The organism is Devosia sp. RR2S18, from assembly GCF_030177755.1.
GTDB lineage: Bacteria > Pseudomonadota > Alphaproteobacteria > Rhizobiales > Devosiaceae > Devosia > Devosia rhizosphaerae.
In genome coordinates, this window is sequence record NZ_CP126539.1 from 2951453 (window position 1) to 2975771 (window position 24319).

At 59.3% G+C, this 24319-nt stretch carries 28 protein-coding genes; 7 read left to right on the top strand and 21 right to left on the bottom strand.

Translation table 11 applies throughout. From position 1 onward, the window contains the following. Nucleotides 1-16 precede the first annotated feature (16 nt). The 20 genes from QOV41_RS14525 to QOV41_RS14620 form a co-directional block, all read right to left on the bottom strand. A complete protein-coding gene (locus QOV41_RS14525) occupies nt 17-574 on the bottom strand; it encodes a hypothetical protein (RefSeq protein ID WP_284577475.1) in 558 nt (185 codons plus the stop codon). A 98-nt stretch (nt 575-672) separates the two neighbouring features. Then, nucleotides 673-1188, bottom strand: a complete 516-nt coding sequence (locus QOV41_RS14530; protein WP_284577476.1) for a hypothetical protein — start codon at nt 1186-1188, stop codon at nt 673-675. A gap of 66 nt (nt 1189-1254) precedes the next feature. Then, nucleotides 1255-1467: a hypothetical protein gene (locus QOV41_RS14535; protein ID WP_284577478.1), complete on the bottom strand. Its 213-nt coding sequence runs from the start codon at nt 1465-1467 to the stop codon at nt 1255-1257. Nucleotides 1468-1694: 227 nt separating this feature from the next. After that, nucleotides 1695-2201: a hypothetical protein gene (locus tag QOV41_RS14540; RefSeq protein WP_284577479.1), complete on the bottom strand. Its 507-nt coding sequence runs from the start codon at nt 2199-2201 to the stop codon at nt 1695-1697. Nucleotides 2202-2265: 64 nt separating this feature from the next. Further along, complete coding sequence (locus QOV41_RS14545) at nt 2266-2691, bottom strand: hypothetical protein (protein ID WP_284577481.1); 426 nt, start codon at nt 2689-2691, stop codon at nt 2266-2268. 436 nt (nt 2692-3127) lie between these two features. Next, the gene (locus QOV41_RS14550; RefSeq protein WP_284577483.1) at nt 3128-5410 is read right to left on the bottom strand and encodes a tape measure protein; all 2283 of its coding nucleotides are present in this window, start codon (nt 5408-5410) and stop codon (nt 3128-3130) included. After that, nucleotides 5407-7026, bottom strand: a complete 1620-nt coding sequence (locus QOV41_RS14555) for a terminase large subunit (protein WP_284577484.1) — start codon at nt 7024-7026, stop codon at nt 5407-5409. Before QOV41_RS14555 ends, QOV41_RS14550 begins: the two co-directional genes overlap by 4 nt. Continuing rightward, nucleotides 7001-7369: a phage terminase small subunit P27 family gene (locus tag QOV41_RS14560; protein WP_350149930.1), complete on the bottom strand. Its 369-nt coding sequence runs from the start codon at nt 7367-7369 to the stop codon at nt 7001-7003. The genes QOV41_RS14555 and QOV41_RS14560 overlap by 26 nt, the downstream gene beginning before the upstream one ends. Before the next feature lie 23 nt (nt 7370-7392). Continuing rightward, nucleotides 7393-7707 (bottom strand): phage head closure protein, encoded by a 315-nt coding sequence (locus QOV41_RS14565; RefSeq protein WP_284577487.1) that lies wholly within the window; start codon nt 7705-7707, stop codon nt 7393-7395. Beyond that, on the bottom strand, nt 7707-8117 hold the full coding sequence (locus QOV41_RS14570; RefSeq protein ID WP_284577489.1) for a DUF3168 domain-containing protein: 411 nt from the start codon (nt 8115-8117) through the stop codon (nt 7707-7709). Before QOV41_RS14570 ends, QOV41_RS14565 begins: the two co-directional genes overlap by 1 nt. Continuing rightward, nucleotides 8114-8539, bottom strand: a complete 426-nt coding sequence (locus QOV41_RS14575) for an HK97-gp10 family putative phage morphogenesis protein (protein ID WP_284577490.1) — start codon at nt 8537-8539, stop codon at nt 8114-8116. Before QOV41_RS14575 ends, QOV41_RS14570 begins: the two co-directional genes overlap by 4 nt. Further along, entirely contained in the window at nt 8539-8829 is a 291-nt protein-coding gene (locus tag QOV41_RS14580; RefSeq protein WP_284577492.1) for a head-tail connector protein, read from the bottom strand. Before QOV41_RS14580 ends, QOV41_RS14575 begins: the two co-directional genes overlap by 1 nt. Continuing rightward, on the bottom strand, nt 8826-9230 hold the full coding sequence (locus tag QOV41_RS14585; protein ID WP_284577494.1) for a hypothetical protein: 405 nt from the start codon (nt 9228-9230) through the stop codon (nt 8826-8828). Before QOV41_RS14585 ends, QOV41_RS14580 begins: the two co-directional genes overlap by 4 nt. Nucleotides 9231-9244: 14 nt before the next feature. Next, a complete protein-coding gene (locus tag QOV41_RS14590; RefSeq protein WP_284577495.1) occupies nt 9245-9595 on the bottom strand; it encodes an HNH endonuclease in 351 nt (116 codons plus the stop codon). 1 nt (nt 9596) lies between these two features. Continuing rightward, nucleotides 9597-10208: a hypothetical protein gene (locus tag QOV41_RS14595; RefSeq protein WP_284577496.1), complete on the bottom strand. Its 612-nt coding sequence runs from the start codon at nt 10206-10208 to the stop codon at nt 9597-9599. Nucleotides 10209-10211: 3 nt separating this feature from the next. Then, the gene (locus tag QOV41_RS14600; protein WP_284577498.1) at nt 10212-11720 is read right to left on the bottom strand and encodes a phage major capsid protein; all 1509 of its coding nucleotides are present in this window, start codon (nt 11718-11720) and stop codon (nt 10212-10214) included. After that, nucleotides 11720-12037, bottom strand: a complete 318-nt coding sequence (locus tag QOV41_RS14605) for a gene transfer agent family protein (RefSeq protein WP_284577499.1) — start codon at nt 12035-12037, stop codon at nt 11720-11722. The genes QOV41_RS14600 and QOV41_RS14605 overlap by 1 nt, the downstream gene beginning before the upstream one ends. Beyond that, nucleotides 12037-13290, bottom strand: a complete 1254-nt coding sequence (locus QOV41_RS14610; RefSeq protein ID WP_284577500.1) for a phage portal protein — start codon at nt 13288-13290, stop codon at nt 12037-12039. Before QOV41_RS14610 ends, QOV41_RS14605 begins: the two co-directional genes overlap by 1 nt. Before the next feature lie 69 nt (nt 13291-13359). Then, entirely contained in the window at nt 13360-14139 is a 780-nt protein-coding gene (locus tag QOV41_RS14615; protein ID WP_284577501.1) for a hypothetical protein, read from the bottom strand. 191 nt (nt 14140-14330) lie between these two features. Beyond that, the gene (locus QOV41_RS14620; protein ID WP_284577503.1) at nt 14331-14879 is read right to left on the bottom strand and encodes a hypothetical protein; all 549 of its coding nucleotides are present in this window, start codon (nt 14877-14879) and stop codon (nt 14331-14333) included. 446 nt (nt 14880-15325) lie between these two features. On the opposite strand from QOV41_RS14620, the gene QOV41_RS14625 reads away from it, so the two are divergent. From QOV41_RS14625 to QOV41_RS14655, 7 genes are all read left to right on the top strand, one after another. After that, a complete protein-coding gene (locus tag QOV41_RS14625) occupies nt 15326-16171 on the top strand; it encodes an autotransporter outer membrane beta-barrel domain-containing protein (protein WP_284577505.1) in 846 nt (281 codons plus the stop codon). Nucleotides 16172-16402: 231 nt separating this feature from the next. After that, nucleotides 16403-17425, top strand: coding sequence for a LacI family DNA-binding transcriptional regulator (locus tag QOV41_RS14630; protein WP_284577507.1), 1023 nt, complete (start codon nt 16403-16405; stop codon nt 17423-17425). Between the two features lie 91 nt (nt 17426-17516). Beyond that, on the top strand, nt 17517-19214 hold the full coding sequence (locus tag QOV41_RS14635) for an ABC transporter substrate-binding protein (protein ID WP_284577508.1): 1698 nt from the start codon (nt 17517-17519) through the stop codon (nt 19212-19214). Between the two features lie 179 nt (nt 19215-19393). Further along, the gene (locus QOV41_RS14640) at nt 19394-20368 is read left to right on the top strand and encodes an ABC transporter permease (RefSeq protein ID WP_284577510.1); all 975 of its coding nucleotides are present in this window, start codon (nt 19394-19396) and stop codon (nt 20366-20368) included. 3 nt (nt 20369-20371) lie between these two features. After that, nucleotides 20372-21409, top strand: a complete 1038-nt coding sequence (locus QOV41_RS14645; protein ID WP_284577512.1) for an ABC transporter permease — start codon at nt 20372-20374, stop codon at nt 21407-21409. Continuing rightward, nucleotides 21399-22370, top strand: a complete 972-nt coding sequence (locus tag QOV41_RS14650; protein ID WP_284577514.1) for an ABC transporter ATP-binding protein — start codon at nt 21399-21401, stop codon at nt 22368-22370. Before QOV41_RS14645 ends, QOV41_RS14650 begins: the two co-directional genes overlap by 11 nt. Beyond that, nucleotides 22352-23368, top strand: coding sequence for an ABC transporter ATP-binding protein (locus QOV41_RS14655; RefSeq protein WP_284577516.1), 1017 nt, complete (start codon nt 22352-22354; stop codon nt 23366-23368). Before QOV41_RS14650 ends, QOV41_RS14655 begins: the two co-directional genes overlap by 19 nt. Nucleotides 23369-23476: 108 nt before the next feature. Here the strand turns inward: QOV41_RS14655 and nadE are convergent, their stop codons facing one another. After that, nucleotides 23477-24292, bottom strand: a complete 816-nt coding sequence (gene nadE / locus QOV41_RS14660) for an ammonia-dependent NAD(+) synthetase (protein WP_284577517.1) — start codon at nt 24290-24292, stop codon at nt 23477-23479. Between the last annotated feature and the right edge of the window lie 27 nt (nt 24293-24319).

Here is a 24319-nt window from a genome sequence, read left to right on the forward strand (position 1 = left end):
GTTGGTTGCACCAGTGCTAGGTGGCGGTCAACGCGTTAGAAATCGCGAGAACGTTCGAGTTGAACCGCTGCCGGTCTGCCGGATGTTTCTCGGTGAAAGCCGCCAAGTATTCCAACAACGTCACCAATGAAGCGGGATCAGAAGCCAGAATGAGGCTCACAAGCTCTGCCGCTGCGGCAACATCAGCATCCGCAAACTCTTCATTGCCGCGCTTTTCCATGTAATCTGCCCTGGCCGACCGATCGCGCTCGCGCCGTTCCGCCATTGCGCGGTTCACCTCCTCAGCACTTCCATGCTTAGACTGCGCCTGCTTGATGATGCCGGAGATTGCTGAGCTCAGGCCAGGAGTGTTTCCGTCCTCCAGGAAATTCGCCGGAGTGCGACCATGCAACTCCAGCAGCCGCGCAAGTTCCCGAAGATGCTGCGCGCTGAGGCTGCCATCTTCGACCTCCCTCAACAGCTCTTCAGAATCTCTCACCACAAGTTCGAGGTGCCCTTCCTCTGCAAGACCCGTGATGACATGATCGAGCTCATCAAGCACCGCACGTTCAATTGCAGTCGCGTTGTTCGACATGGTATTGTCTCCATAGTGACGGCAGGTGGAAGCGCCTGCCACGCTGCGCCGCCGGGGTGGGTGACGATTGCAACCCGATGCCCACCCGGCGGGATTTCCTACTTTTCCTTGACGCTCCATTCCGGCAGCGGCCAGCGGACTTGCCGCTCCAGGCGGGAGAGCAAACTGTTCAGCCGCACTACATCTGCGAGCGCCTGCTTTTTTCGTTGTGGGTCAGAGAGGTCCGCTGCCTGTAGTTCAGCGATGCGCTGGGCAATCTCCAGTCGCTTGTAGCGATTGATGATGCCTGCCAGTTCTGTGGCGGCATCGAGCAGTTGCCCCACCATGATTTCGGCCCGGCCAATTGATCCCGCGTGGCCCTCGTAAGTGGTTTCTTCGATTTCGCCAGTGGTGGATTTCGGCCCGCTGTCATCTTCGAACGACGGAGCTTCTAGACCCATGATGTCGAAGTTCATTTCGACATTCATCCAATTCCCATCTTGGCTGAGATACTCAAAGAAGGGAGTGCGCAAGAAGTCGGCAGTGCTATCCCCCGCCGTAAGTCGCTCTGTCTTCTTGGCTTGCGCCTGCCGTTCGCGGTAGCGCCGCTGCTTCTCTGCTGGTGAAAGTGCCATGCCTAAGCTTCCTCACTTGGTAACGGTCTTTTAGTTACCGTTACGTTGGAAGTCAAGCCGCTTCTGTCAGGGCTCGCGCTCGATGATCGCGCGCGCCCACTCCGGCCAAATGTTCAGGTCGCCACCTAGCCGGTCCATGATCATGTATTCCTCCACCCTGCCGGTCACCGGACAAGGCCTGAAGCCCATGCGAGCACATAGCTCCGCGTCGTGTTGCGCTTGATTTGTAAGGTTCGCCCAAGTCAGGCTGGAGAGGTAGGTTGGCGCGTCGTCGGTCATTTGTGCCCCAGGTGCTTTGATGATGCTTTGCTGGCACGGCAAGAATCTGACTGTCAAACGAATTTATGCAGTCTGTTCAGAGACTTAAGGCGCTAATTCGCTAAATAGCGAAAGAGCTAAAGCCCGCATCGCAGGGGAAACGATGCGGGCTTTATGTCTTCGCCGGTGACGGACCAAGGAACCGGCAGGATCATTATAGCGCTAGGCTTCTGAGATGCAGACGATTGTCAGTTTTTCTTCGCGGCGCGCGCGTCACGCTTCCGCTTGGCTTCCTTCGCCTTGAAGGCCACTAGCTCTTCCGGGGTCATGTCTTGCAGCTTCGCCTGCTTAAAGGCTGATTGTTGCTTTCTACGGCGCTCCTGCTTCTCAGGGCCGTCTGGCACCCGATACGCTCGAACTGTTCGGCGCTCGGTTTCCATGATGTGCCCGGCATACTCTCCACGACGCTGCGCATTGTATTCATCGCGCCCTTCTCCCTTGCGCTTCGCATCAACGGCTTCCCAATCCCGCTTGTTTTGGTTGTAGCGAGTGTCATGCTCTTTGATGTGTTCGGAGGCATCGCGCGCGCGGCGCAGCAGTTCATCTTGCCGTGGCAACTTTGAGCCTTCTGACGGCTGCTCACCGGATGATGCATCGCCAATATCAGGGGAAATGCTGTCAAGATCGGCAAGAAAACTGATCACCGCACCGGAGTGACTGTTCAATTTTGATTGACTATCATCATCTATTGGCATACAAATAGGCCTAATGAAGTGGCATTCATTCAAGCCCTTAGCGTCTCGCGCTAGGGGCTTTTCTTTATGAGGCCTGCCGAACGAGCTTGGCGAAGTCTTCCGCTACGTCGCGGGAAAACGCGCGAGCTTCGCCTTCAAACGGCACCGAAACCTTCACACCGTTCCCGCGCCGCTCCACGACAAAGTTGCTGTCCAGGTCCATCAAATTGATGGGCTGACCCGTGGCGGCACGCTCAATGGCGGCGGCAAGATCAGCCGCAGATGCTTTGGTGAAAGTAGTCGGGGTATTCTGACCCAAGGTGATACGAACGCCATCAGCAAGGCGCTCAACCTTGATACCGGGCAGATCAGCCGGAATGGTGCCACTTTCGATCTCTCTGCGGACAAAGCGAGCGATAGTTTCAGCCATGGAAAGCTTGAGGGTCTCACCAATGGCAACCAATTGTTGGTGCCGCTCGGTAGGGATAGTGACGGTGGTAATGTTGCGCATGAGCCCTTCTCGTTAATGCAATTTCGTTATAGAACGCAATTGCATTAGTGTCAAATGGAGGTATGCGAGCGTCCGGCGACAAATTTCGGGGAACGCGTCCGGCGACAAATTTCGCTCGTATAGACCCTATATAGATAGAGATAGTTATAAGCAGATAATCTATCCGATGCGAAAATTGTCGCGGACGCGCTTTAGCGGCCTAACTCGCCGCCTGCGGCGGCTCGCGCCCTCCGGGCAGGCGCGCGCTTCGCGCGCGGCGAGTAGATGACTTCCTGGCCGGAAGAGGGTTTGTTCCTCCGGCTTGAAACTTTGCTCCAGCCTCGACTTCAACAAACCTGTTTAGAGACTCACCGGCTGGGGCAAGCCCTGCGGCTGGGCATGCACTCCACCGCACACCCTTTCACCCGCCCAGAGTCACCGCTGCGCGCCTGAGGCACTACTTGCGCATCACCCCGCCCGGTCGCATGGCCTGCCTCAGCTCCTGTTGCACCACAAGGCGCATGCTATTTTCAACTTGCTTAGCCATCCGGCGCGACAGGTCTGCGTTCTGCTCTGGCGTTCCAGCGCTTCCCTCCACCTTGATATTGTTGGTGACGCTCATGCTCACGCCATTGTCGTTGGCACCACGGAGGTTGTCATTCGCAGCGCGAACGGCGGGACCATCCCCGACAAGCCCACCCGACGAAAAGGCGGCAATACTGCCATCATTGATGGCGCGCAGCAGGTCTAGATGCTTCGCCGTCTGGGAAGCCCTTACTACGAACTCACCATCGCTCAGCCGGGCCGGGATGCTGTCACTTGTTGCGGTGCCAGGCCCACGAATAAGCCCACCGGTCGCAGCCTCGACAACACCACCGTCACTGAAGCCAAAAAGGCCGCCAAGCAGCCCGCCGCCACCAGCGCCGCCCATGAGGTTCGAGAAGAGGCTGTTGATGACGCTATCTAGGGCCATATCAAGCAACCGGTCGGCAAGGCGGCTGAAGGCGTTTGTTAGTGCAGTGGCCGCATCGGTGCCGTTCATGAGGTCACTGAAGAGCCCGCCCAGGAAGTCTTTCGCCAAACCCTTCGCACCTTCCATGGCGCTCTGCATCTGATCCATGGCAGCGTTCTGCCGTTCGATCTCAGTCACCAACTCACGGATAGACTGCTTCTGCGCATCTGTGGCGCTGGACCCAGCACGGCGAATCTCGGCATCGATGCGCTTCGCGACGTCACCCGTGCCGATCAAGCGCAGTTCGCTCTCCAGCTCGGCAATAAGCTCTTTCGCGGCATCACGCTCTGCCCTCATAGCCGAAGCACGACCACCACCGCCACCGCCACTACCATTGCTGGCAGGCGTGATCGGATAGTCTGCCAACGTCACCGGCTTCACCGGCGTTGGTGCCTTGAAGGTGGAAGAGAACTCCTGCCAAGTCGGTGCCGAACCGACGGCATCGGTCTGCCCAGCGGCGGCATGAGCAGCAACAGCGGCATCGCGCAGCGCAATGAAGTTGCCGATGACTTCAGCAATCTTTGCCTGAAGGTTGGCGAAGTCGGGGTTGGCTTCCCCCAGCGCAGTGATGGCCTCCCCTGCCATGTCGGCAGTGCCCTTCCCCTCAAGAAGCTGCTGCACTAGGTCCTGAAAGGCTGCGCCCACTTCACCGAACTGGCCTTTGGTGTTCTGAGCCAAATTGACCACCGCCTGCTCTGCCTGCGCAAGCTCCAGCTCAGCATCGGTCACGGAAGTGCCCAAGCGGTCGAACTTAGCCGCTAAGCCATCCACCATTTCGATGACACGCTGAATGTCCTTCACGTCATTGGCAAAGGTCTGGCTTATCGCATCGCCAAGATCATTAAGCGCGCTGTCAAAGGCGGGCGAGTTGACCAGATTGGTGATGCTGGTGCCCAGGGTATCAAGGAAGCTGGCGAAGCGCTGCCCAGCCTGTGACGTTTCATTGAACCGACCAGCGGCATCGATTAGGACATTCTGAAGGCGCACAAACGAAGCTGAGACGGTCATCTCCGCACCAGCGACCTTGTCCTGCAACACCGCCGAACCGGCTTGAAAGGCGTCAAAGAACGCCTGCGACGAAACCTTGCCGTCGACAACCAGCGCCCGGAGCTTGGCAACCGATCCACCGGCTTCATCCAGACCGGCAGCAGCGGCCTGCGCAATCGGCAGTGCGCCCTCAAGGATGCTGTTGAACTCTTCAGCCCGAATGACGCCTGAGCCCATTGCTTGCGATAGCTGGAGCAACGCACCGCTTGCGGACTGCGCATCGGTGCCTGCTACGCGCAGCGCCAAGGCTACGTTGTCGGTAAAGCTCAGCATGTCTTCCGTTGAAGCGCCAAGTTCGCCCTGCACCAGCGACACGCGAGAATAGAGCTGGGCAAGTGCCTCCAGCGGCGCGGCGTTACGTTGCGCAGATGCGAAGAGGCTCTGATAAACCTTGTCCAAGTCTTTTCCCGCCAAGCCCGCCACCTTCAGCGAGTTGGTGACGCGGGTGCTGGCGTCGATGAGCTGCTGAGCGGCGCGTGCAGAGAATGCACCGGCGAACCCAGCAAGCAGGCCAGTGCCGATGCCGGAGAAGTGGCGTTCAATGGTGGATGCCGCGCGCTTCGCCCGCTTCTCCATCCCGTCGAAGTTGCGGCCCACGATGCCGCTAGCCTTGCGCATCTCGCGCTCGAGCTTGTTGATGCGCGCCTCGATAGAGACGGCAAGGATCTGATCGTTACTCATCCATAGACCTTTTTCATGAATTCTGGGTCGTCCCAGGCGGACGGTGAATTGTCGTTTGCAGCCGCGCGCGATACGGCCATCCAGGCGGCAACAGCGCCATCGATGCGCCCGGTGCTCTTGCCCTTGTGCATCGTGCGATTGCCTGCGCTGTCGGTGTAGATGGCGACATTGGAGAAGCACCAGCGAAGCACTGGATGCCCACCATGCCGGAAGGTGCCACCAACAATGTTGCGCTCCAGCTCGTTCAGCGCGGGCGATTGCGTCACCCATCCCTGCCGCATGGTGAGCACCGGCAGGCCATCTTCAAGCAGCGGAGCCATCACCGGCTGTGCATAGGCCGGGTCAAAGTTCAGCTCCCGCACGTCATAGCGGGCGCACAGCTCGCGTAGGTGCTCCGTCACGGCGCTATAGTCGATGACGTTGCCGGGCGTGGCGGTGAGAAACCCCTGCTCTGCCCACTCCGGATAAGGCACACCGTCCCGATCGGCACGGTCGCGCAATAGGTCGCCCGGGAGAAAAAAGTGCGGCTGCACGCTGATGGTGCCGTCTTCATCGCGGAACGCCGCGACAACGGCGGTGAGGTCGGTCGTGGTGCTCATGTCCACACCGATCCAACATGGCTCATTGTCCATCGGCTCGACCTCACCGGCGCATCGGTCATAAACGTCCATGTCAATGAAGGGATCGGTGCTCTGGTCTAGCCAGATGTTGAGCTTGAGCTGTCGGAAGCTCTGCCGCTCCCGCATGCTGCGCTCTGCCTTGGCGGCTGCGCGGCGGAAGCCTTCAAGGCTGGGATAGCCATGCCTCAGGCCCGGATTGGTCGCATACCAAACGGCTTCATCACGCCAGTCAGCATCGCGCTCGGCTTCGAACAGGATCGGGAGAACTGAAGGATCAACTACGTCACCGCGCGCCACCTTCCGCGCGTCTTCGATCTGCTCCCAGGCGACGTTCTCCTGCCCACGTCCGGCAGTCGTCGCCACTACCATCAGGGTGTTGTCCGACTTATCCAAGCCGGATTGCAGCGCTTCCCAAAGGTAGAAGTTCGGCCAGACGTGCAGCTCATCGGCCAGCACAAAGTTTGGTGTCCGGCCATGCTGCGTGCCAGCATCGCCGGAGATGACTTCTAACGTCACCCGTTCCTTGCCGTAGATGATCTTTTTTGCGCTGTTATGTGCATCATAGACCTTCACCGCGTCGGTGATCTGCTTGCGGGCATGCACGATGCCCAATGCTTCCTTGAAAGCGATGCTGGCTTGCTTCCGGTCGGCAGCGGCGAAGATGGCCTCACCATGCGGCACCCGCTCCGGCCCAATGGTGTGCAAGAGAGCAAGGGCCGCGGCAGTGCTGGTCTTCCGGTTGCCGCGGGGAAGCAAAAGCACCACCGTCTTCACGATACGCGTGCCGTCGGGATGGCGCGGGCCATAGATGCGCCGCACCACCCGCTCCAGCCAAGGGTCTAGTTGAAAGCCCCTGCCCGGCAGCTTGCTCTTGGGATGCTTAAGCCAGCGCAGGAAATCGACGGCACGTTCCCCATCGCCGAAGGTGTCTTCGATGGGGGAGCCGTCATAAATCCAAGCCGGATAGGTGCTAGATGGCGAAGGGGTTATCGTCATCGTTCTCTTCGCTGCGCACGGCAGGCCGTGACCGGCTCACCGGCGTCAGGCCAAGCTCAGCAGCGCAAAGCCGCTGCGTCGTCTGGGCAGCATTCATGATGCCAAAGGCAGGGTGCCGCTTGCCCGCTGGGGTGACTAGGCCTTCCGCATTGAGCACGCGCCGGGCTTCCCGCATGGTTGCCACCGCAAGGCAATAGTTCTCCAGCGTTGCAAGATCGGCTTCGGTGAGGGTCTTGCGCTCCAGCACCAGAATAGGTGCGATCTTGCGCCATTCTGCCTTACCGTCTTTCGGCAGATAGGTCGGTGCATGGGGCACAACCGTAACAGGGCTGCTACCGCTCACGATGCTTGCTGGCTTCCGGCCTCTCATGTCGAAGCCTCACATCGAAGTTCAAGCGCGCGGTTCCGGCCTAGCTCGACGATGCCGGTGAGGTCATAAGGATTGCCGCGATAGATCAGCCGGTCCTTGGTCGTTAGGCCATGATAGTAGCGAATACGAAACACCAGCGCGGCAGTGTCAGCTTCCCCGTAGGGCTGCCCGCCTTCCGTGATGCCGTTGCTCACCAGCTCAGCGCGAAGCACTGCGAAGTCAGTCCAAGTGCTGGTCACGGTGCCAGCCGGGCTGATGTGCTCGGTGCGCCGTTGCAGGATAATCGTGCGATCTAACTTCCCGGCGCGCATCAGAGGAACTTCCCCATCTGCGCGCGGAGGCTGATCACGCCATGAGCCCAACCGGATGGGTCGCGCATATAGATGCTGCGCTCCACGCGGATGCCGTCGTGAAGGTCAAAGCCCGGCACCGAAAGCTCACGGCCAATGGCATTCCATACGGCACCGCCGATGGTCTTTGCGCCTTCGAGCCCTTCCCCTTCTGCCCAAATGTGCAGGTCCAGATAGCAGGTCACGTTCCGATAGTTGCGGTAGTGACCGGCCACCTCGACCTGCCCAGCTCCCAGGATAATGCTGGGAAAGGCTTCGGGCCGGGTGTTGCCGTCGCGGATTTCGTGCGGGTCCACCAACTCCATCACGTGCGGTGAAGCGATAAGGCGGTTACGGATTGCAGTCTGTAGGGCAAGGCTTGGTTCGGTCACTGTTTACTCCACCATTCGCGCACGGCCTTTCCGGCAGTGCGGTTGAGACGATTGTTGATGCGCTTCTGAAGGGTTCGGACGGCAGGCCAGAAGAATGGCTGGGCCGGTGCATGGGCGGTGCCGTATTCCACCAGATGCGGATAGCGAACTTCCGAATTGCCAACCGTCACCACGGCCTCAAGCTCATGGGCGGTGCGGGAGCCGCCCGGTTGGGAGTAAGGGGGAGTGGTGCCGCCGGGTGGCGTCACTTCGATGCTTTCAATGAGTGCGCCCGTGTCACGCGACGGCTCAGCGAGATGCTTCATCACGCCTGCCAGCTCTTCACCTGATTTGACGATGGCGGGCTGCATGTCGCGCCGGACAGCATCGGGAATGCCTTCGATCCGGGCCAAAACCCGCTTTAGCTGCGGTGAATAGCCCATCAAAACACCCACTTCCGGTGCGGTGCGATTAGATCGGCATAGCCAAGGGGAAGCTCCTGAGCGCCAACACCGACAAGCACGGCTTCCCGGTTTTCAAACAGGTGCGCGGCCTTCATGAGAATGGCTTCCTGAAGGTCGGCAGGCGCATCGCCATAGATGACCGGTGTTTCAGCGCCAATGTCCGCAGCAACGGACGCTTCGGCAGCGGCGATCTTGCGGGTCAGCAACTCATCGTCGGCATTGTCATCGATGATGTTGAGCTGGGCTCTAAGGTCGGTAAGTGCGGTCACTGTAAAAACTCTATTTCGGTGAAATCTTGCGCGACGGGCCCCCCGCCGGTCCCCTCAAGGGCTGGCAAGTTCTCGACCACCCCCGGTGAGCAGCCTTGGGGCTTTGCTCGGCCAGGAGGCTGGTAACGAAGATTTAACAAATGTGATTTGAGCCATGCGCTAGGCGGGATACAGTGTTGCATCTGACGCATGGAGGTGTGCTGATGAACGTGCAGTGGAGCATTCTGACTTTGAGCCAGCAACAAGCCCTTCGTTCCATTCTCGCGGGGAGCCAAACTCAAGTTCACCGCGAAACGGAAGAGCAACTCCGAAACCTTGGGCTTGCTGAACGAGAAGGCAGTCATGCCCGGATAAGCCAGATCGGCTTGCAGCTTCTCTCTGGCCATTAACGGCTTGTTCAAGGCTAGGCGCCGCCTCATGGCTGCACCGGCCTGCGCTCTTCACGCTGCTTGTGCTTGGAGTGGCAGGAGGTGCACAGCGCCTGCCAATTGGTGCGGTCCCAGAACAGCCGGTCATCGCCCTTGTGCGGAGTGACGTGATCCACCACAGCAGCGGGATTGCCGCACCGGACGCAATGGGGATGGGCTAGCAGGTAGGCAGCCCGCGCCTTCCGCCATTTATGGTTGTAGCCACGCTCGCGCGCTGAAGGGCGGCGGCGATCATGGCGGGCTTTGCGGGCGCGATCCGAAGCGATCTGACAAGCGCAGCGCTCACGGGACGGCACGATGCTTCCGCAACTGCAAAGGCGTGGGGGTGCGACGGGCATGCTACTGCCTCGACTTGAGCGAGTGCAGTGCCTCGCGATTGAATGCGGGGTCAAATCCCTGCTCTTCAATCTGCTTGAGGCGCTCGGTGGTATAGACTTCTGGTGCGTGGCCGGTCTTTTCGGTCGTGCCAAACACGGCTTTCAGAATGTCCGTAATGAGGTCGGTGCGTCCGCTCTTGGCGGCGATGATTTCGGCGGGAGTTGCGTTCCATGCTTCCTCAGGTGCCCAGCCCAGCCAGCCGGTGGCGATGCCGAAGAGCTGCGCAAAGACTTGCTCAGGATCGGCAGGCTTACCGGATGCTGGCTTAGACGGCGTGGGTTCGTCAGGATCGATACCCGCGATAGCCAGGGCGAATTGTGCAAGCGGTCCGGTGAGCCTGCTCCGGACGTTGCCAAGGCCAGAAGCCGCGATTTCAGCCAGCAACAAGCCGGGCGTGATAGCCGCTTCCCTCAGCATGTCCGTGATGACGATGGTGTTGAAGTCCTGCACGGCGGCAAGCAGGCCGGATAGCCCATGCCGCCGGACAAGGCGCATGCTGGCGCGGAGGGACGGGCGAAGCTCATGAGCCTCGCCTGCCAACTCGACAAAGATGCCGTCCGCTCCAAACTTCATCGCTTAGGCGGCGATCTTCAGCTTGGTCAGGGCTTCGCCCATCACCACGCGGCCACCAACACGGCGGCGGGCATGGAGCTTGACGATGCCATTGCCAGCGCCGGTGAGATCGTCGCGGATGATTTCGAAACCGGTCCGGTCTGCGATGGCATAACCGGTTGCGAAATCACCAAAGACGATAGGCGTGGTGCCTGCGGCGGCGTTTGGCATGTCCACTGCCTCATAGACCGGACGGCCAAGCAGAAGCGGCGGCTGACCGGCAGCGATGCCACGTTCCCAAAGGTAGGAGCCGTCAGTGTCCTTCAGCTTGCGGACGGTCGCCATGGTCTGGCGGTTCATCAGCCAAGCGCCGTTGGCGGAATAGGCAGTCTTGACCGAGTAGAAGAGGTCAATGAGGTCATCGCCGGTGATGCCAGCAACTTCGAAGTCCGCAACGTCAGCAGAAGTGAGCACGCCTTCAGCCTGAGTGGTGCCGTTGCCGGTCACAAACCAAGAGGCTTCCTTCTGACCAAAGCGGCGGGCGACGTGGTTGCCCAGGTAGCTGGTGAGGTCGATCTGAGCATCTTCGAGCAGGATGCGCGTGACCGGCACAATGACCGCCATCTCGAAGGGCTTGAGGTCGATCTGATCAAAGGTCGGCTCATCTTCAGTGCGGGCAGCGGTTTCGGTGACAGAGACCGGCTCGACTTCATCAACGAGGCGCGGGAGCTGAAGCAGCGGACCGGACATGCTGATGGTCTGAGCAAGGCCACGGACTGGAGAGAACTCAGCAACCTTCTCCAGAATGGAGGTGGCAACCTGCTCAGGTGCCAGAATGCCGCCGCTCGACGGTGCGGCATAGCCAAGGGACTTCACTTCGGTGCTGTCACCGGAGCGCACGAAATCGGCAAATGCCTTTCGCTCGTTATCGTTGGCAGCAGCCGGGCTGTTGTCGTTGGCAGCGGTTGGGCGGTTTGCCTTCGCTTCCATCTTGTCCAGGCGCGCCGTGAGCTTGGTGATGTTGTCGTTTGCCGCCTTCAGTTCGAGGGCGACTTCTTCGGTAGTCTCGTTTTCCATATGGGTGTGTTCCTGTTCCATGGATTTGACAGAGGTAATCCGCGCGCCGGGGTGCACCGGGCGGCGACAAAGAGAGATTTCCGTGACAGTGACGGCGGAGAACTTGCGACCGCCGGTCGGCAATGGGTCAAAGGCATCTGCCTTGAAGCCGATGCTGAGGCCATTGATGCGGCGCGCCTTCATCAGTGCATGCGCGTCGCGGGAAGGCTTCACGCCTTCAATGAAGAGACGGCCTTTGACCTCAAGCCCGGCGTCGGTCTGCTCAGCAGTTTCCCAGACGCCAACAACCTTGTTCTGGTCGTGCTCTAGGATGATCGGCAGCGCATCGGGAAAGCTGAAGGCTCCCTTTTCGATCACGTCACCAACGCTATCCGGTAAGCCGAACGGCCATGCGATGCCGGAGAGAGTGCCAGCGTCATCGATGCTAACCTCGGCTTTGACTTCTAGCTTCTCCATCAGGCAGCAACCTCATCGCTGGGCTGCGCTGCCGGGCCGGTCCAAAGGTCGGTGAGAATGTCCAGCGCGAGCAAGTGAAGCTCACCAAGCGGGTGCGCTTTCACGTATGCCTGCACTAGGGCCTGAGCCTCTTCCGGATGAGTGCCACCGCCGATGAGGCCAAGCCGGACGGTGTTGACGATCTCGCCAAAGCCCATGCGGCGGGTGTTCTCGATAATGGCACCGATGCCCTTGCCGGTGAGGCGTTCAAGTTCTGGAATCAGGTGCGGCGTGAGCGAGAAGTCCCGCTCACGGTCGCCAAAGAATGCTTTATGCATCAGGCGGCGTCTTTCTCGGTCTCAGGTGGATTGTCGTTGTTCGCCTGCGCCGGTGCAGCGCTGGTCGTGTAAGGGTTTTGCAGCACGTCACCGCCGGGCAGCGGCGGCAAGTTCCGAGCCGCTCGCACTTCATTGGCGGTCATCACGCCCATGCTGCGGTATTGTGCAAACGAGCGCGCCTGAGCCTCATGGCTCACGGTGAGCAAGTCATCAGTTACGAATTCAAAGAAGCGCTTGGTGCGCTCTTCTGAGGTCAGCAGCACGCGGGCATAAGCCCATTCCCAAGCCTCCAGCCAAGGGCGGAGCGTGTAGGTAAGAAACTGGTGCCCCATCTCTTCGGTGTTTGACCAAGTGCCGCGCGTGAGATCGAAAAGCATGGTCGGTGGCACGCGGAAGGCGCGGGCAATCTCTTCGGTCTGAAACCGGCGCATCTGCTCAAATTGAGCGTCAGTGCTGGAAAGGCCAGTCTGCTGATAGGTGGTGCCTTCCGGCAGAATGGCGGGCTTGCCGCTGTTGCTCGGATTGCCGAAGGTGGCATTCCACATATCCGCAATGTTCTTGAGCGCTGCCGGGCTCTTGGCGTCAGTGCTCAAGATGCCGGACGGTCGTGCGCCATTGCTGAAGAGCTTGGCTGCATGGCGCTCTAGATCGATGGCAAGAGCAATGGCGTTGCGGGCCCGGTGAATAGGTGCGGAGCCGCCGAAGGCCTGAACATGAAGCACGTCCCGATAGTCATACCGGACCGCTTTGCGGGCGTTGCCGTGCCGGACCAGGTAGAACGGCTCGGCAGTTGCGGCATCGGTCTTCACCTCGACGCTGCCGGGCTCCAGACGAATAAACTCTACAACGCGACCATCAACACGGTTCGCCAGGGCAAAACCGCCTTGATCGTGCAAGAGCGCATCTTGGGTGAGCTGAGTGCGCAGCTCGGCAGCGCTAGTCCAATCGTTGGCCTCATCGTGCGCAAGGCGAAAGGCAGGGTGAGCCGGGTCGGCTTCCTTGCCCTTGGCATTACGCACGAAGAGTTTGGCCGGGAGGGTGCCAACCGCTTCAGCGATCAGCTCCACTGCCGAAGAGACAGCAGGCACCTGCATTGCCGTTGCTGGCGTGACAGAGATGTTGGAGTGCGTTGGCGCGGCACCAAACAGGCAAGCAGCAAGCGGATCGGTGAGCGTTACCGGCTCAGAAGTGGCTTCTTCAGCCTTTGTTTCGGTGCGCTCAAAGAGGGCGCGGAAAGCATCGAAGAGGGACAAGGGATCGCTCAAGTTGTTTACTTGAGGAATATTGTCTCACAAACGTCATAAAAAGCAAAGAAGAAAGGACTATATTCCTTCTTCCGAGCTTTGTGGCTCAACCAAACTGAGGAGCTTCTGACAGGCCACCCGCCCTTCGCGAACCCCCATTTGCCTCACTTCAGCTTGCACCGGCATAGAGGCCTTCCTTGAAGCCTCGTGCAAATCCTTCAAATCTATGGAGAGCTGCTTGAGCAATTCGATCCCCCTGATCTCTATGGCTTCATTCTCTCCAGCTAAATTCGCTGCCTTTTTAGAGCCAGCGTAAAGGAGCTCAATCCGAGCTGCCAATCGCGGGTTTGAAGAGGGAGACCAATCCTTCTCAAGAGAGATAATTACCTGCCCACCGTAAAGAACCATGAACCGGCTGCTCATCCTATCGAGAGTGCCGTTTGCTATCTCAAGCAATCTGTCGATTTGCTCATCAACGCGCCGTTCCTCATCAACCTGCCGCTGCCGCTTAAGTAACTCAGTTTGCTCTGCTATGAAGGCTACGTTCTTACGAGCTTCAGTAACCTGTTCAGTCGCGACAGCACGCGCTTCAATCAGCTCTTGCCTCTGAGCGGCCAATTCACGGCGCTGCAACAGGACCGCTGCGACCAGCCACAAAAAGGCCAGTGGGGCAAACGCGCCAGCGAAGAAGTCTCCCATCGCGTTCGGCTCAAGGCAAGTGAGGCGCTCGTGAAGCCACCAGCCTTCGCAATGTGAAGTTTGGCTCAGAAACCAGAGGCAAATAGCCGCCCAAACAACTGAGATGGCGAGTGCTATCCAGAGCTCAAGGCTTCTCTCATCTTCTTTCTTTTTAGCCAAAACGAACGATCTCCACCAGCTCAGCTCGCCGCCTTAAGGTTCCGTCCTGCTCTACATCATACCACTTGCCTGGCAACTTTAGCACAGACCACCAAACCACCCGCATGAACTCGGCGCGCGAGACGTGGTCGGCCTAGAAGGATTGAACTCAGTCCCGCGTGATCGACTAACATCGATTGCGGTGAACGAGATCACCCGATCAGTTCGATACCGGATTGCTGAGAGTCCATTACCGCATGATATGCTTCTCGCAACTGCGACTTTGATGCTATCTGACGTGTCTCAAAGCATTGATCCCACTCAGCGATCCACTTGAAATCAGGTGACTCCCGGCGGTTGCCGTCGCCGCCCTGAATTGCAGTCTTCAATCGGGCGTCCTCTCCTGCACCGTTGTAAGTTGAGAAGATCATCTCCATGAAACTTTGATATTTATCGTAGAAATCTTTGGGAAGAAGATAACGATATATATGTATTTGCCGGTCAAGCGTGCGTTTTTTCGAAATTATGTCAATGGGCCTACTCTTCTTCCACTCACCGACCCACATAAAATAGCAGTAAATGTCGTTTAGAGCAGGGGATATTTGATCGTATAGCTCGATTCTCTTCTCAATTAATTTCCGGCTTCGCCACTGCTTCTGTTCCAGGTCTTTTAATCTTTGATTTAGCTTTACACCGAGCACTACTACAGCAATCGGGGTGAGAGCTGAGACGACTAGCTTCAGCACTTCCAGCCACACCATCAGTCCCTCCGAATCCGTGCACTTACCTGCATCTTGCACTGTCCCACACAGGTGATCCACTTTGGTCCATCTTTTTGGCTGATGATCTTGCTAACCTGTTGAAAACTATATACTACGTTCGATAAAGGTAGGGTCCAGGTTCCCCAGCCAGCCTCTTTCGCGCGTTATTATCGAGGGTTTAAAGATTAACCGGAACAGGCGATCGGAACACCCTTTCGTAACAAGCTAACTCGGCGTTGTCGTCCTGAACTGGGTGTGGCCACGCGACCACATGAATCGCCTGATGACCCTCACGGCTATAGCCGCTCGGCGGAGCCTGGCGCTCTCTAAGTCTATCTCGGTATGGATCGCGTCGAAGATCGTTGCCGATTTCGGCCCGCCCTTTGGCGCAGTCGGGGACTACTCCAACACCATCGATAGTGTGGCTGGACGCGTCGTTGCGACAGATGCGGACGGCACACGGATGGTGGCTCTCCCCATTTGCCAGCTTCGGCCGCGTGGACGGCGCCACCGCGGCGCAGGAAGCTGATGTGGGCAATGCCGGCGTCACTGGCGGCGTAGAGTTTGACGTCACGCCCGAGTTCTCGTTGGGGCTTTTTGCCGGTGGCAGCGCTGGTTCACTACGTGCCGACGACGGCAACTCCGCCAATAGTAGCGGGATACATGGCGGCGCGGTGCTATCCTATGACAACAAGGCGGTGTTTGCCGACCTCACCATCGGCGTCAGCCGCTTCTGGGGCAACAGCAACCACGTTGCGGCGCCCGGTCTGGCTGGAACTGTGCTCGGCGCCGACGACTTCAGTGCTGGCGCTAGTTCCGTCGACATGGCGTTTTGGGGAGGGGCAGAGGTAGGATACCGCTCCAACCTGGACAAGGTCGATGTTGCTCCCTACGCCTTCGGTCGCGTGGTGAACCAGCAGCTCGGAGCCTTCGGCGAGAGCTCGACCAGCGTTTTGGCGCTGTCAGGTGACGCGACCGGAATGACCACTGCAGAAGTAGGTGTGGGCGTTCAATGGCTCGGGTCGCCGCTGCTGGTTCAGCAGTTGACCATCACTCCCTCGCTTGACGTGGCCTACGGTCGCCGCCTGGGCGACTTCGAGCGTCCAGTAAGCCTGCTGGGCAATAGCCTGGCGTCGACAGTCCCTGTGGGCCGGGACATGCTGCACATCGATGCGGCTCTAGATGTGTCGAAACCCCAAAGTCCGTTAAGCGTTCGCCTCGGCTACTCCGGTTCGCTGAGTAGCGGCGCACATGCACACGCGGTTAAGGTGAGCCTAATCGGTTCTTTCTAGCGCCGCACTTTGGCATAGGTTTCCGGGTGCAGCTCAGATCAGCACTCGGAAGCATGCCCCAGCTCTTCATTCGTTGTGGAGGAGCGTGATGGCTCGCGATCACCTGAGCACCTGCTGCTTCTCTGTCGTCACAGTCCGCCGCCCTAACAGCGCTTGACAGCGAAATAAAATCGGGAGCATCTTCTCTCTGGGATCGGTCCCACAAGTGGCCGACGGGAGGAAGCAAACGGGATGGCAACCATCACCGATGTTGCGCAGCTTGCCGGAGTTTCGCGCTCCACCGTATCGCGGGTGGTGGCGAGAAACGGTTATGTTTCGGACGCCAAACGCAAGGCGATTGAACAGGCAATCGCCGAACTGGGATACCGGCCGAATACGCTGGCGCAAGCGCTACGCTCCAATCGCTCCAACGTTATTGGGGCGGTGGTGGTTGACATCGGAACTCCCTACTTCGCCAGCATGGTCTTCGGTGTGCAGAGGGCCATCCGCCCTGCCGGCAAATCGCTGATGGTTTCCTCCGGCTACGCCGATCAGGACCAGGAAGCCCGCGCCATTATGGAACTGGTCGATCGCTCCTGCGACGGTATCGTGCTTTACCTCGAGCGTCCCATGCGTCCTGACGTGGTGGACATCGTGCAAGCAGCTCAGATCCCCATAGTGTCGATTGGACACGATCATTGCCCTGTCTCGCGCGGACGCGTGGTGCTCAACAATTATGAGGGCGCGCGGCAAGCGATGCGGTACTTGCTCGAACAAGGGCATCGCCAGATCGTCTACCTTTCAGGGCAACTCACGATCGGCGACACGCTTGATCGCATGCAGGGCATAGCGGCGGCGCTTGAAGAGTTCGGCCTCGAACTTGACGATATTCACATCGTCAATGGCGCTTTCCATGAGAGTTTCGGCTATCGCGCCAGCAAAGAATTGGTGCAGCAAGGGCGCCAGTTTACCGCCATTTTCGCTGGCGATGATGACATCGCTGCGGGCGTGTACCAGGCGCTTCGTGAACTCGGGCTGTCCATCCCCGGCGACGTTTCGGTTATGGGCTTCGATGACGCCTTCTACGCTAAGCACCTGACACCGCCGCTGACCACCGTTCGCCAAGAAGTGGATGCGCTGGGGCAGAGCGCAGCGCAGATGTTGCTACGCCTGCTGGAGGATCCGCTCGCTGGCCCGCTGCACTCGGGCCACGAGACCAGTCTTGCTGTGCGCGCAAGCGTTGCTCAGCCCCACTCGATCGAGGAGGTCGCTTAGTCGCTCTACCATGCCGGTCCGTAGGAGGAAGCCGGAGTACTCTAGAATATGGGATCGATCCCATTGTTTTTGTTCACGAGGAGGAGAACACATGACGGGAAACAAAATGAAGTCCATCGGGCGCATTGCCCTGATGAGTGTAGGCATCTCGGCACTGGCGTTGGGTTTGCCAGCCTTTGCACAGGACGGTGATGTGGTGCTTCGCCTGCACGTTCTAGACAGCGATGCACTGGTCGAGAACTTCAACCCCAACAATCCCACCGGACCCCAGCAGATCGTTCGTGATTTCGTTTACGAGCCGCTCTGGATCGACAATGTGTGGAACCCCGACGAGGACTACCCGGCTCTCGCGACCTCCTATGAGATCGCTGAGGATCTGATGTCGATTACCTACAAGTTGCGCGAAGGCGTCACGTGGAGCGACGGCGAAGAGTTCAACGCCGACGACGTGGTGTTCACCTTCGACTACGCCAAGGCCAATCAAGACTACCCGATGGGTATCGACGTCTATATGGAGGAGACCGACACCGGCAGCATCGTCAGCGTCGAGAAGGTGGATGACTACACGGTCAAGTTCAACTTGCATGAACCTGACTCGCTCGCCCGCTATGCGATTGGCGGCATCTACCCACTGCCGGAGCACATCTGGGCCGATGTGGAGGATCCCAAGAACTTCGCCAATCCTGATCCGGTCGGCACTGGCCCCTGGACGGAACTTGCCAATTTCTCGCGCTCCTCGGTCGATTTCTGCCGCAACGAGACTAGCCGCTATAATGAAGAAAATGCGATCGACTGCCTGCGCTTCCTGCAGCTCAACGGCAACGAGCAGATCATCGCCTCGATGTCTGCCGGCGATGTCGATTGGCTGGGTACCGGACTGACCGATCCGGAAATTACCTTCAAGCCGCAGTCCGAATTCAACAATTACTGGCTCCCCCCGGGTGGCGACGTGAACCTGCAGATCAACACCACCAAGCCGCCATTCAACAATCTCGAATTCCGCCAGGCCATGTCGGTTGCCATCGACCGCGACACCATTGTGGATATCTCGACTTTCGGCCTCACCACCCACACGCGCTTTCCCGTGGGCACGGGCGAGACCTACAGCACCTGGTTCAACGAAGAAGCGCTCGAACCCTATACTTGGCTGATGCGGTACGATCCCGATCGGGCCATGGAACTGCTCGATGGCGCCGGGTTCGTCGATGCCGACGGAGACGGCTGGCGTGACAACCCCGATGGCACGCCCATCCAGTTCGACATCAACATCCCCAATGGCTGGACAGACTGGATCAACACTGGGCAGACCATCTCGGAAAACCTGCAGGACGTCGGCATCAACGCCTCCGTGCGCACCATGGACCAGGGTGCTTGGAACGATCAGGCCCGCACCGGAGACTTCGACTCCTACATCATGTGGACCAACGGCGGCCCGACCCCGTACAACACGTACAATCCGATGTTCAATCCGCGGAACATGGAAAAGGGCCGCGTCGACTACCAGGCCATGCACCAGATGCGCTTGCCCGAGGTCGAAGAAGCCCTCCAGGCCTTCCGCAGCACGGCTGACCGTGATGAACAGATGGCGCACATGAACACCATCCACACGGCAATTGCCGAAAACCTCCCGATCATCGGGCTCTTCGCCAATCCCACCTGGTATGAATACTCGACCCGCAACTTCCAAGGGTGGGTGACCGAAGAAAACCCGTTCGTTCGTCCTACCGTGCATGAGGGTACGCGTGAGCGGGTGATCCACGCTCTCGCTCTCAAGCCGGTCAGCCGGTAACTCCCACGCGGACCAGCGGCTCCCAGCCGCTGGTCAAGTTCAAGGCCCTCACCCGCTGCTCTGCGGTGATCTCCCCGCACGTGAGGGGTGATTGTCTGCCAGCCCAATAGCGACCTTCCCTCTAAGGAGAGGTCTGTCAGCCGGGCGGGTGACTGGGCTTTCCTTTCCGGAGGACCGAAATGACCTATATTCTGCGGCGTCTCGCTTTCTATCTGGCGGCGTTTTTTCTGGCGGTCACGCTCAATTTCTTTATTCCGCGCGTCATGCCGGGCGATCCGTCAGCGCGCATCATCGCCTCCTTCCAAGGGCGCTTGAACGAAGCTCAAGTCGAGGCCATTCGGGCTTCATACGGCGCCAGCGGCTCGCTTTGGGAGCAATATATCGGCTACGTCGCTCAGGTGTTGCGCTTCGATTTCGGTATATCGACCGTCCAGTTTCCCGAACCCACCTCGTCGCTGCTGTTTTACGGCGCGACATGGACCCTGGTACTGGTTGGCATCTCCATTGCCCTCGCCTTTGTCATCGGCACCATGATGGGCATTCATGCCGCCTGGAACCGGGGCGGCTTTTTCGACAGCCTGTTTACGCCGCTTAATGTCATCCTCAACGCTTTCACGCCTGCCGTGGTGGCGCTGCTGCTCTTTTATGCCTTTTCGTTGGAGCTCAAATGGTTCCCCCTAGGGCGCGCACATGCCACCGGTCTTGCACCCGCTCTTGACCTGCAATTCATCGGAAGCGTCCTCTACCATGCAACTTTGCCGGTTCTGTCGATACTGATCGTCAGCTTCGGTGGCTGGCACCTAGGCATGCGCAACGTGATGATCAACCTCCTCAACGAGGACTTCGTGATCCTGGCGCGCGCCAAGGGACTGAGTGATCGACGCGTGCGCTACCGCTATGTGGCCCGCAACGCCATCATGCCGCAGATCACCTCCCTGGCGCTGTCCGTCGGGTTCCTGCTGGGCGGAGCCTTGGTGACTGAGCAGGTGTTCAACTATCCGGGGCTGGGCAAGTTCACCGTCACCGCCATCGAAAGCCGCGACTACTCCTTCATACAGGCGCAGCTGTTGCTGCTGACCATGTCGGTTCTCGTGGCAAACCTTCTGTCCGACATCGCCAATGTCGTTCTCGACCCGCGGCTGCGAAAGGGCTGACCCATGGCTGACATCATCCACACCGCTTCAGTTCCGCTACTGGATCGACTTGACGAGGCAGCCATTGCCAGCGCTGCCCCCAGCCAGGCCGAACTCATGCGCGAGTTGCGCATCAAGTCTCGACCGGGCTGGACCAGCCGTTTACCGCCATCCATGGCGGCCTTCGTGACTAATCCAAAGGGGATGGTGGGCATCGTCATCCTGCTTGGCATGGTCCTGTTTTCGATCCTGGTGCCGATTTTCAGCGAGTACAATCCCCACCGCCGCGCCGGTAAGCCACACGTGAGGCCCAGCTACGAGCATGTTCTGGGTACCACCCGCATGGGCAAGGACGTGTTTACCCAGGTCGCCTATGGCGGACGTATTAGCCTCGCGGTGGGCTTCGGCGCAGGATTGGCCTCTGCCCTGATCGGTTTGGCGATCGGTATCTCCGCCGGCTATTTTGGCGGCCGGACCGATGACATCCTGACCTTCTTTGTCAATGTGGTCCTGGTCTTGCCCGGGCTGCCACTCATCATCGTCATCGCGAGCCTGGTCGAAAGTGCGGGCCCCCTCGTCATCGGCATCGTGCTGGCGCTGACCGGTTGGGGCTGGTCCGCGCGGACCATCCGCACCCAGACCTTGTCACTGCGGACGCGGGAATTTGTCCTCTCCGCCGAACTCATGGGCGAAAAGAAGTGGCGGATCATCCTCAAGGAGATCTTCCCCAATATGTTGAGCTTCTTCATGGGCGGGCTGGTGCTGGGCACCATTGCCGCAATCCTTGCCGAAGCCGCCCTCAGCTTCATCGGCCTGGGCGACCCCAATGCCGTTACCTGGGGCACCATGCTCTACTGGGCGCAGAACAACATGGCGCTTCAAAGCGGCGCCTGGTGGGAAATCTGGCCACCGGCCATTGCCATCATGCTCACTGGCGCCGCCCTCGTCATGATCAATTTCGCGGTGGACGAAATCACCAATCCGCAACTCAAGGCATCACGCGGCATCGGCCGCATCAAGCGGTATCTCAGCCGCAGGGGGAGAAGCGCCGATGTCTTCTGATCGCGTCCTGATCGAAGTTCGCAACCTGACCGTCGATTATGTCGGCGAACATTCTGTCGCTCGCGCCGTCAACGGGATCGACTTCGACATCAAGGAAGGCGAGGCCTTTGGCCTGGCTGGTGAGAGCGGCTGCGGCAAGTCCACTGTCGCCTTCGCCCTGGCGCGGCTGACCCGTTTGCCGGGCCTGGTCTCCGGGGGAGAGGTGCGCCTCAACGGAGAGGATGTGCTCAAGTTCGACAAAGCGCGCCTCAAGGCCTATCGCTGGAACGAGGTCAGCTTCGTCTTTCAGTCGGCGATGAACGCGCTTAACCCGGTCATTCCGGTGTCCGAGCAGATCATGGACGTGATCCAGACCCATCAACCCGAACTTGGCAAAGAGGGTGCCCGGACCCGCTCCATCGAACTCTTCGAGCTTGTCGGCATTCCTTCCAAGCGCCTCGACGATTACTCACATCAGTTCTCCGGTGGCATGCGCCAGCGCATCTGCATAGCAATCGCTCTGGCGCTCAACCCACGCCTTATCATCATGGACGAGCCGACCACCGCACTCGACGTGGTGGTGCAGCGCGACATCATCGAGCAGATCGTTGAACTCAAGTCTCGCCTTGGTTTCTCAGTGCTCTTCATCACCCACGATCTTGGCCTGATGATCGAGTTCTGCGACCGCATCGGGGTCATGTATTCCGGTCAACTGGTCGAGATCGCTCCTTCCGAAGCCATCCTCCAGAATGCATTGCATCCCTATACGCGCGCACTCGGCAACAGCTTCCCGCCGCTCACCGGCCCACGCGCCCGCATGGAAGGGATCCCGGGTACGCCCCCCGACCTTCGTTTCCTGCCGCAAGGCTGCCGCTTCGCCCCGCGCTGCCCGCACGCCATGGACATTTGCCGGGTTGATGATCCCGCCCTGCGTTACTATCCCGAGAACCGGAGCCAGGCCGCATGTCACTTGCTGAACTAGACACCTCCGGCACTGCTGCCGAGAGCCTTGTCGGCGAAACCGTTATCGAGATGGACGATGTCGACAAGGACTTCCTCCTTGGCGGCGCCTTTCTGAACCAGACCCATCTCCAGGCCCTCTCCGGCATTTCGCTCAAACTCACCCGCGGCCGGGCACTAGCGCTTGTGGGGGAGTCAGGCTCGGGAAAGTCCACCTGCGCCCGCATGCTCGCCCGCGCCTACGAGCCGACCAGCGGCGCGATCCGTTTCCATGGCGAAGACATCAGCACCTTCAAGGGTGCGCGCCTCCAACGCTACCGCTCCGAAGTGCAGATGGTTTTTCAGGACCCCTTCGGCTCTCTCAACCCCACACAGTCGATCGGCTATCACCTCGAGCGCCCGCTGCGACTCCATCGCCCGGATCTAAAGGGCAAGGCGATCGCCGCCGAAATGCTCGATCTGCTCGACAGTGTGGGGCTTCGCCCTGCCGTCGACTACCTCAAGCGCCGCCCGCATGAGCTCTCCGGCGGTCAGCGCCAGCGCGTCGCCATCGCTCGCGCTCTCTCGGTCCGTCCTCAAGTGCTGCTCGCCGACGAGCCGACCTCGATGCTCGACGTGTCTGTCCGTCTGGGCATCCTCAACCTGCTGGAAGATCTCAAGCAGGACAGGCGATTGGCAGCGCTCTACATCACTCACGACATCGCAACGGCGCGATACTTCGCCGAGGATACGGCGGTCATGTATGCCGGGCATGTGGTTGAGCAAGGCCCCAGCCAGGAGATTACCGACAATCCGCGGCATCCATACACGCAACTGCTGATCGAAGCGGTGCCTAACCCGCACCGCAAGATTGCCGCCGTTCCGGGGCGTCGCGCCACAGACATTCCCTTGTGGACCCGAGATAGCCGCGGCTGTCCTTTCGTCTCCCGCTGCCTGCGCGCAACAGACATCTGCAAACAGATCATGCCATCAGCGACACCGGTTGGGGCGGGTCACACCGCGCGGTGCCATCACTTATAGTACCCGAGCGTATTCCCCCGATTGCACTGTTCGAAGCAGCAACGCCTCAGGCGGTCGGCAGTGTCAGGGCCCCCAGGCCCCTGACACATCACGCAATCCAGTGATCGGCTATGGTGATGGTGCGACGGGCAGCGCGCGCTTGTGGCTGGAGTTGCGGTAGAAGCGCATGATGATCTGTTCGGCTTCGGTGTCGATCTGCTTGCCTTCGAGAAAATCATCGATCTGCTCGTAGGTAGTGCCGAAGGCCTCTTCGTCGGGACGAAGAGGGGCGCTGTCTTCCAGGTCAGCAGTCGGCACCTTTTCCACGAGATGCTTGGGTGCGCCCAAAACACCTGCAACGGCCCGGACGCGGCGCTTGTTCAAGCCCGAGAGGGGAAGGACGTCAGCGGCTCCATCACCAAACTTGGTGAAGAAACCCATGAGCGCTTCGGCCGCATGGTCGGTGCCAATCACCAGACCCTGCAGGCCGCCCGCCAAGGCATACTGGGCGATCATGCGTTGTCGCGCCTTTACGTTCCCAAGGACAAAGTCCTCTTGTGCTGGGCTAGCGGGGACGAAGCCAGAAGCTCTGACCTGCTCCCACATCGCGTCTGCCGCCGGTTTGATGTCGACCGTATGAACGGCGTCAGGCTTTATCGTTTCGAGTGCGGCCTGGGCGTCGGCTTCGTCGGCCTGTTTGCCATAGGGAAGACGCACGGCCACGAATTGTGCTGCATGTCCTTCTTCCCGCATCTCCTGAACCGCTTTTTGTGCGATCAGGCCCGCCGTGGTCGAATCCACGCCACCGCTGATACCCAACACATAGGCCTTCATCCCTGAAGCCTTCAGATAGGACTTGAGGAAGTCGATCCGCCGTCTCGCCTCCTTTTCCGCATTGAAGTTAGCGGCGACGCCGAGCGTCTCGATGATCTCTGCCTGCTGCATCAGAGTTGCTTCCTTTACCTGGTCTGT

Excerpts from the sequence above, each read along its gene's own strand:
- QOV41_RS14635 (WP_284577508.1), top strand. The coding sequence starts at position 17,517 with ATGACGGGAAACAAAATGAAGTCCATCGGGCGCATTGCCCTGATGAGT.
- QOV41_RS14640 (WP_284577510.1), top strand. The coding sequence starts at position 19,394 with ATGACCTATATTCTGCGGCGTCTCGCTTTCTATCTGGCGGCGTTTTTT.
- QOV41_RS14655 (WP_284577516.1), top strand. The coding sequence starts at position 22,352 with ATGTCACTTGCTGAACTAGACACCTCCGGCACTGCTGCCGAGAGCCTT.
- QOV41_RS14645 (WP_284577512.1), top strand. The coding sequence starts at position 20,372 with ATGGCTGACATCATCCACACCGCTTCAGTTCCGCTACTGGATCGACTT.
- QOV41_RS14540 (WP_284577479.1), bottom strand. The coding sequence starts at position 2,201 with ATGCCAATAGATGATGATAGTCAATCAAAATTGAACAGTCACTCCGGT.
- QOV41_RS14530 (WP_284577476.1), bottom strand. The coding sequence starts at position 1,188 with ATGGCACTTTCACCAGCAGAGAAGCAGCGGCGCTACCGCGAACGGCAG.
- QOV41_RS14550 (WP_284577483.1), bottom strand. The coding sequence starts at position 5,410 with ATGAGTAACGATCAGATCCTTGCCGTCTCTATCGAGGCGCGCATCAAC.
- QOV41_RS14565 (WP_284577487.1), bottom strand. The coding sequence starts at position 7,707 with ATGCGCGCCGGGAAGTTAGATCGCACGATTATCCTGCAACGGCGCACC.
- QOV41_RS14630 (WP_284577507.1), top strand. The coding sequence starts at position 16,403 with ATGGCAACCATCACCGATGTTGCGCAGCTTGCCGGAGTTTCGCGCTCC.
- QOV41_RS14625 (WP_284577505.1), top strand. The coding sequence starts at position 15,326 with ATGCGGACGGCACACGGATGGTGGCTCTCCCCATTTGCCAGCTTCGGC.
- QOV41_RS14590 (WP_284577495.1), bottom strand. The coding sequence starts at position 9,595 with ATGCCCGTCGCACCCCCACGCCTTTGCAGTTGCGGAAGCATCGTGCCG.
- QOV41_RS14605 (WP_284577499.1), bottom strand. The coding sequence starts at position 12,037 with ATGCATAAAGCATTCTTTGGCGACCGTGAGCGGGACTTCTCGCTCACG.
- QOV41_RS14525 (WP_284577475.1), bottom strand. The coding sequence starts at position 574 with ATGTCGAACAACGCGACTGCAATTGAACGTGCGGTGCTTGATGAGCTC.
- QOV41_RS14620 (WP_284577503.1), bottom strand. The coding sequence starts at position 14,879 with ATGGTGTGGCTGGAAGTGCTGAAGCTAGTCGTCTCAGCTCTCACCCCG.
- QOV41_RS14595 (WP_284577496.1), bottom strand. The coding sequence starts at position 10,208 with ATGAAGTTTGGAGCGGACGGCATCTTTGTCGAGTTGGCAGGCGAGGCT.
- QOV41_RS14600 (WP_284577498.1), bottom strand. The coding sequence starts at position 11,720 with ATGGAGAAGCTAGAAGTCAAAGCCGAGGTTAGCATCGATGACGCTGGC.
- QOV41_RS14650 (WP_284577514.1), top strand. The coding sequence starts at position 21,399 with ATGTCTTCTGATCGCGTCCTGATCGAAGTTCGCAACCTGACCGTCGAT.
- QOV41_RS14555 (WP_284577484.1), bottom strand. The coding sequence starts at position 7,026 with ATGACGATAACCCCTTCGCCATCTAGCACCTATCCGGCTTGGATTTAT.
- nadE (WP_284577517.1), bottom strand. The coding sequence starts at position 24,292 with ATGCAGCAGGCAGAGATCATCGAGACGCTCGGCGTCGCCGCTAACTTC.
- QOV41_RS14535 (WP_284577478.1), bottom strand. The coding sequence starts at position 1,467 with ATGACCGACGACGCGCCAACCTACCTCTCCAGCCTGACTTGGGCGAAC.
- QOV41_RS14575 (WP_284577490.1), bottom strand. The coding sequence starts at position 8,539 with ATGGGCTATTCACCGCAGCTAAAGCGGGTTTTGGCCCGGATCGAAGGC.
- QOV41_RS14545 (WP_284577481.1), bottom strand. The coding sequence starts at position 2,691 with ATGCGCAACATTACCACCGTCACTATCCCTACCGAGCGGCACCAACAA.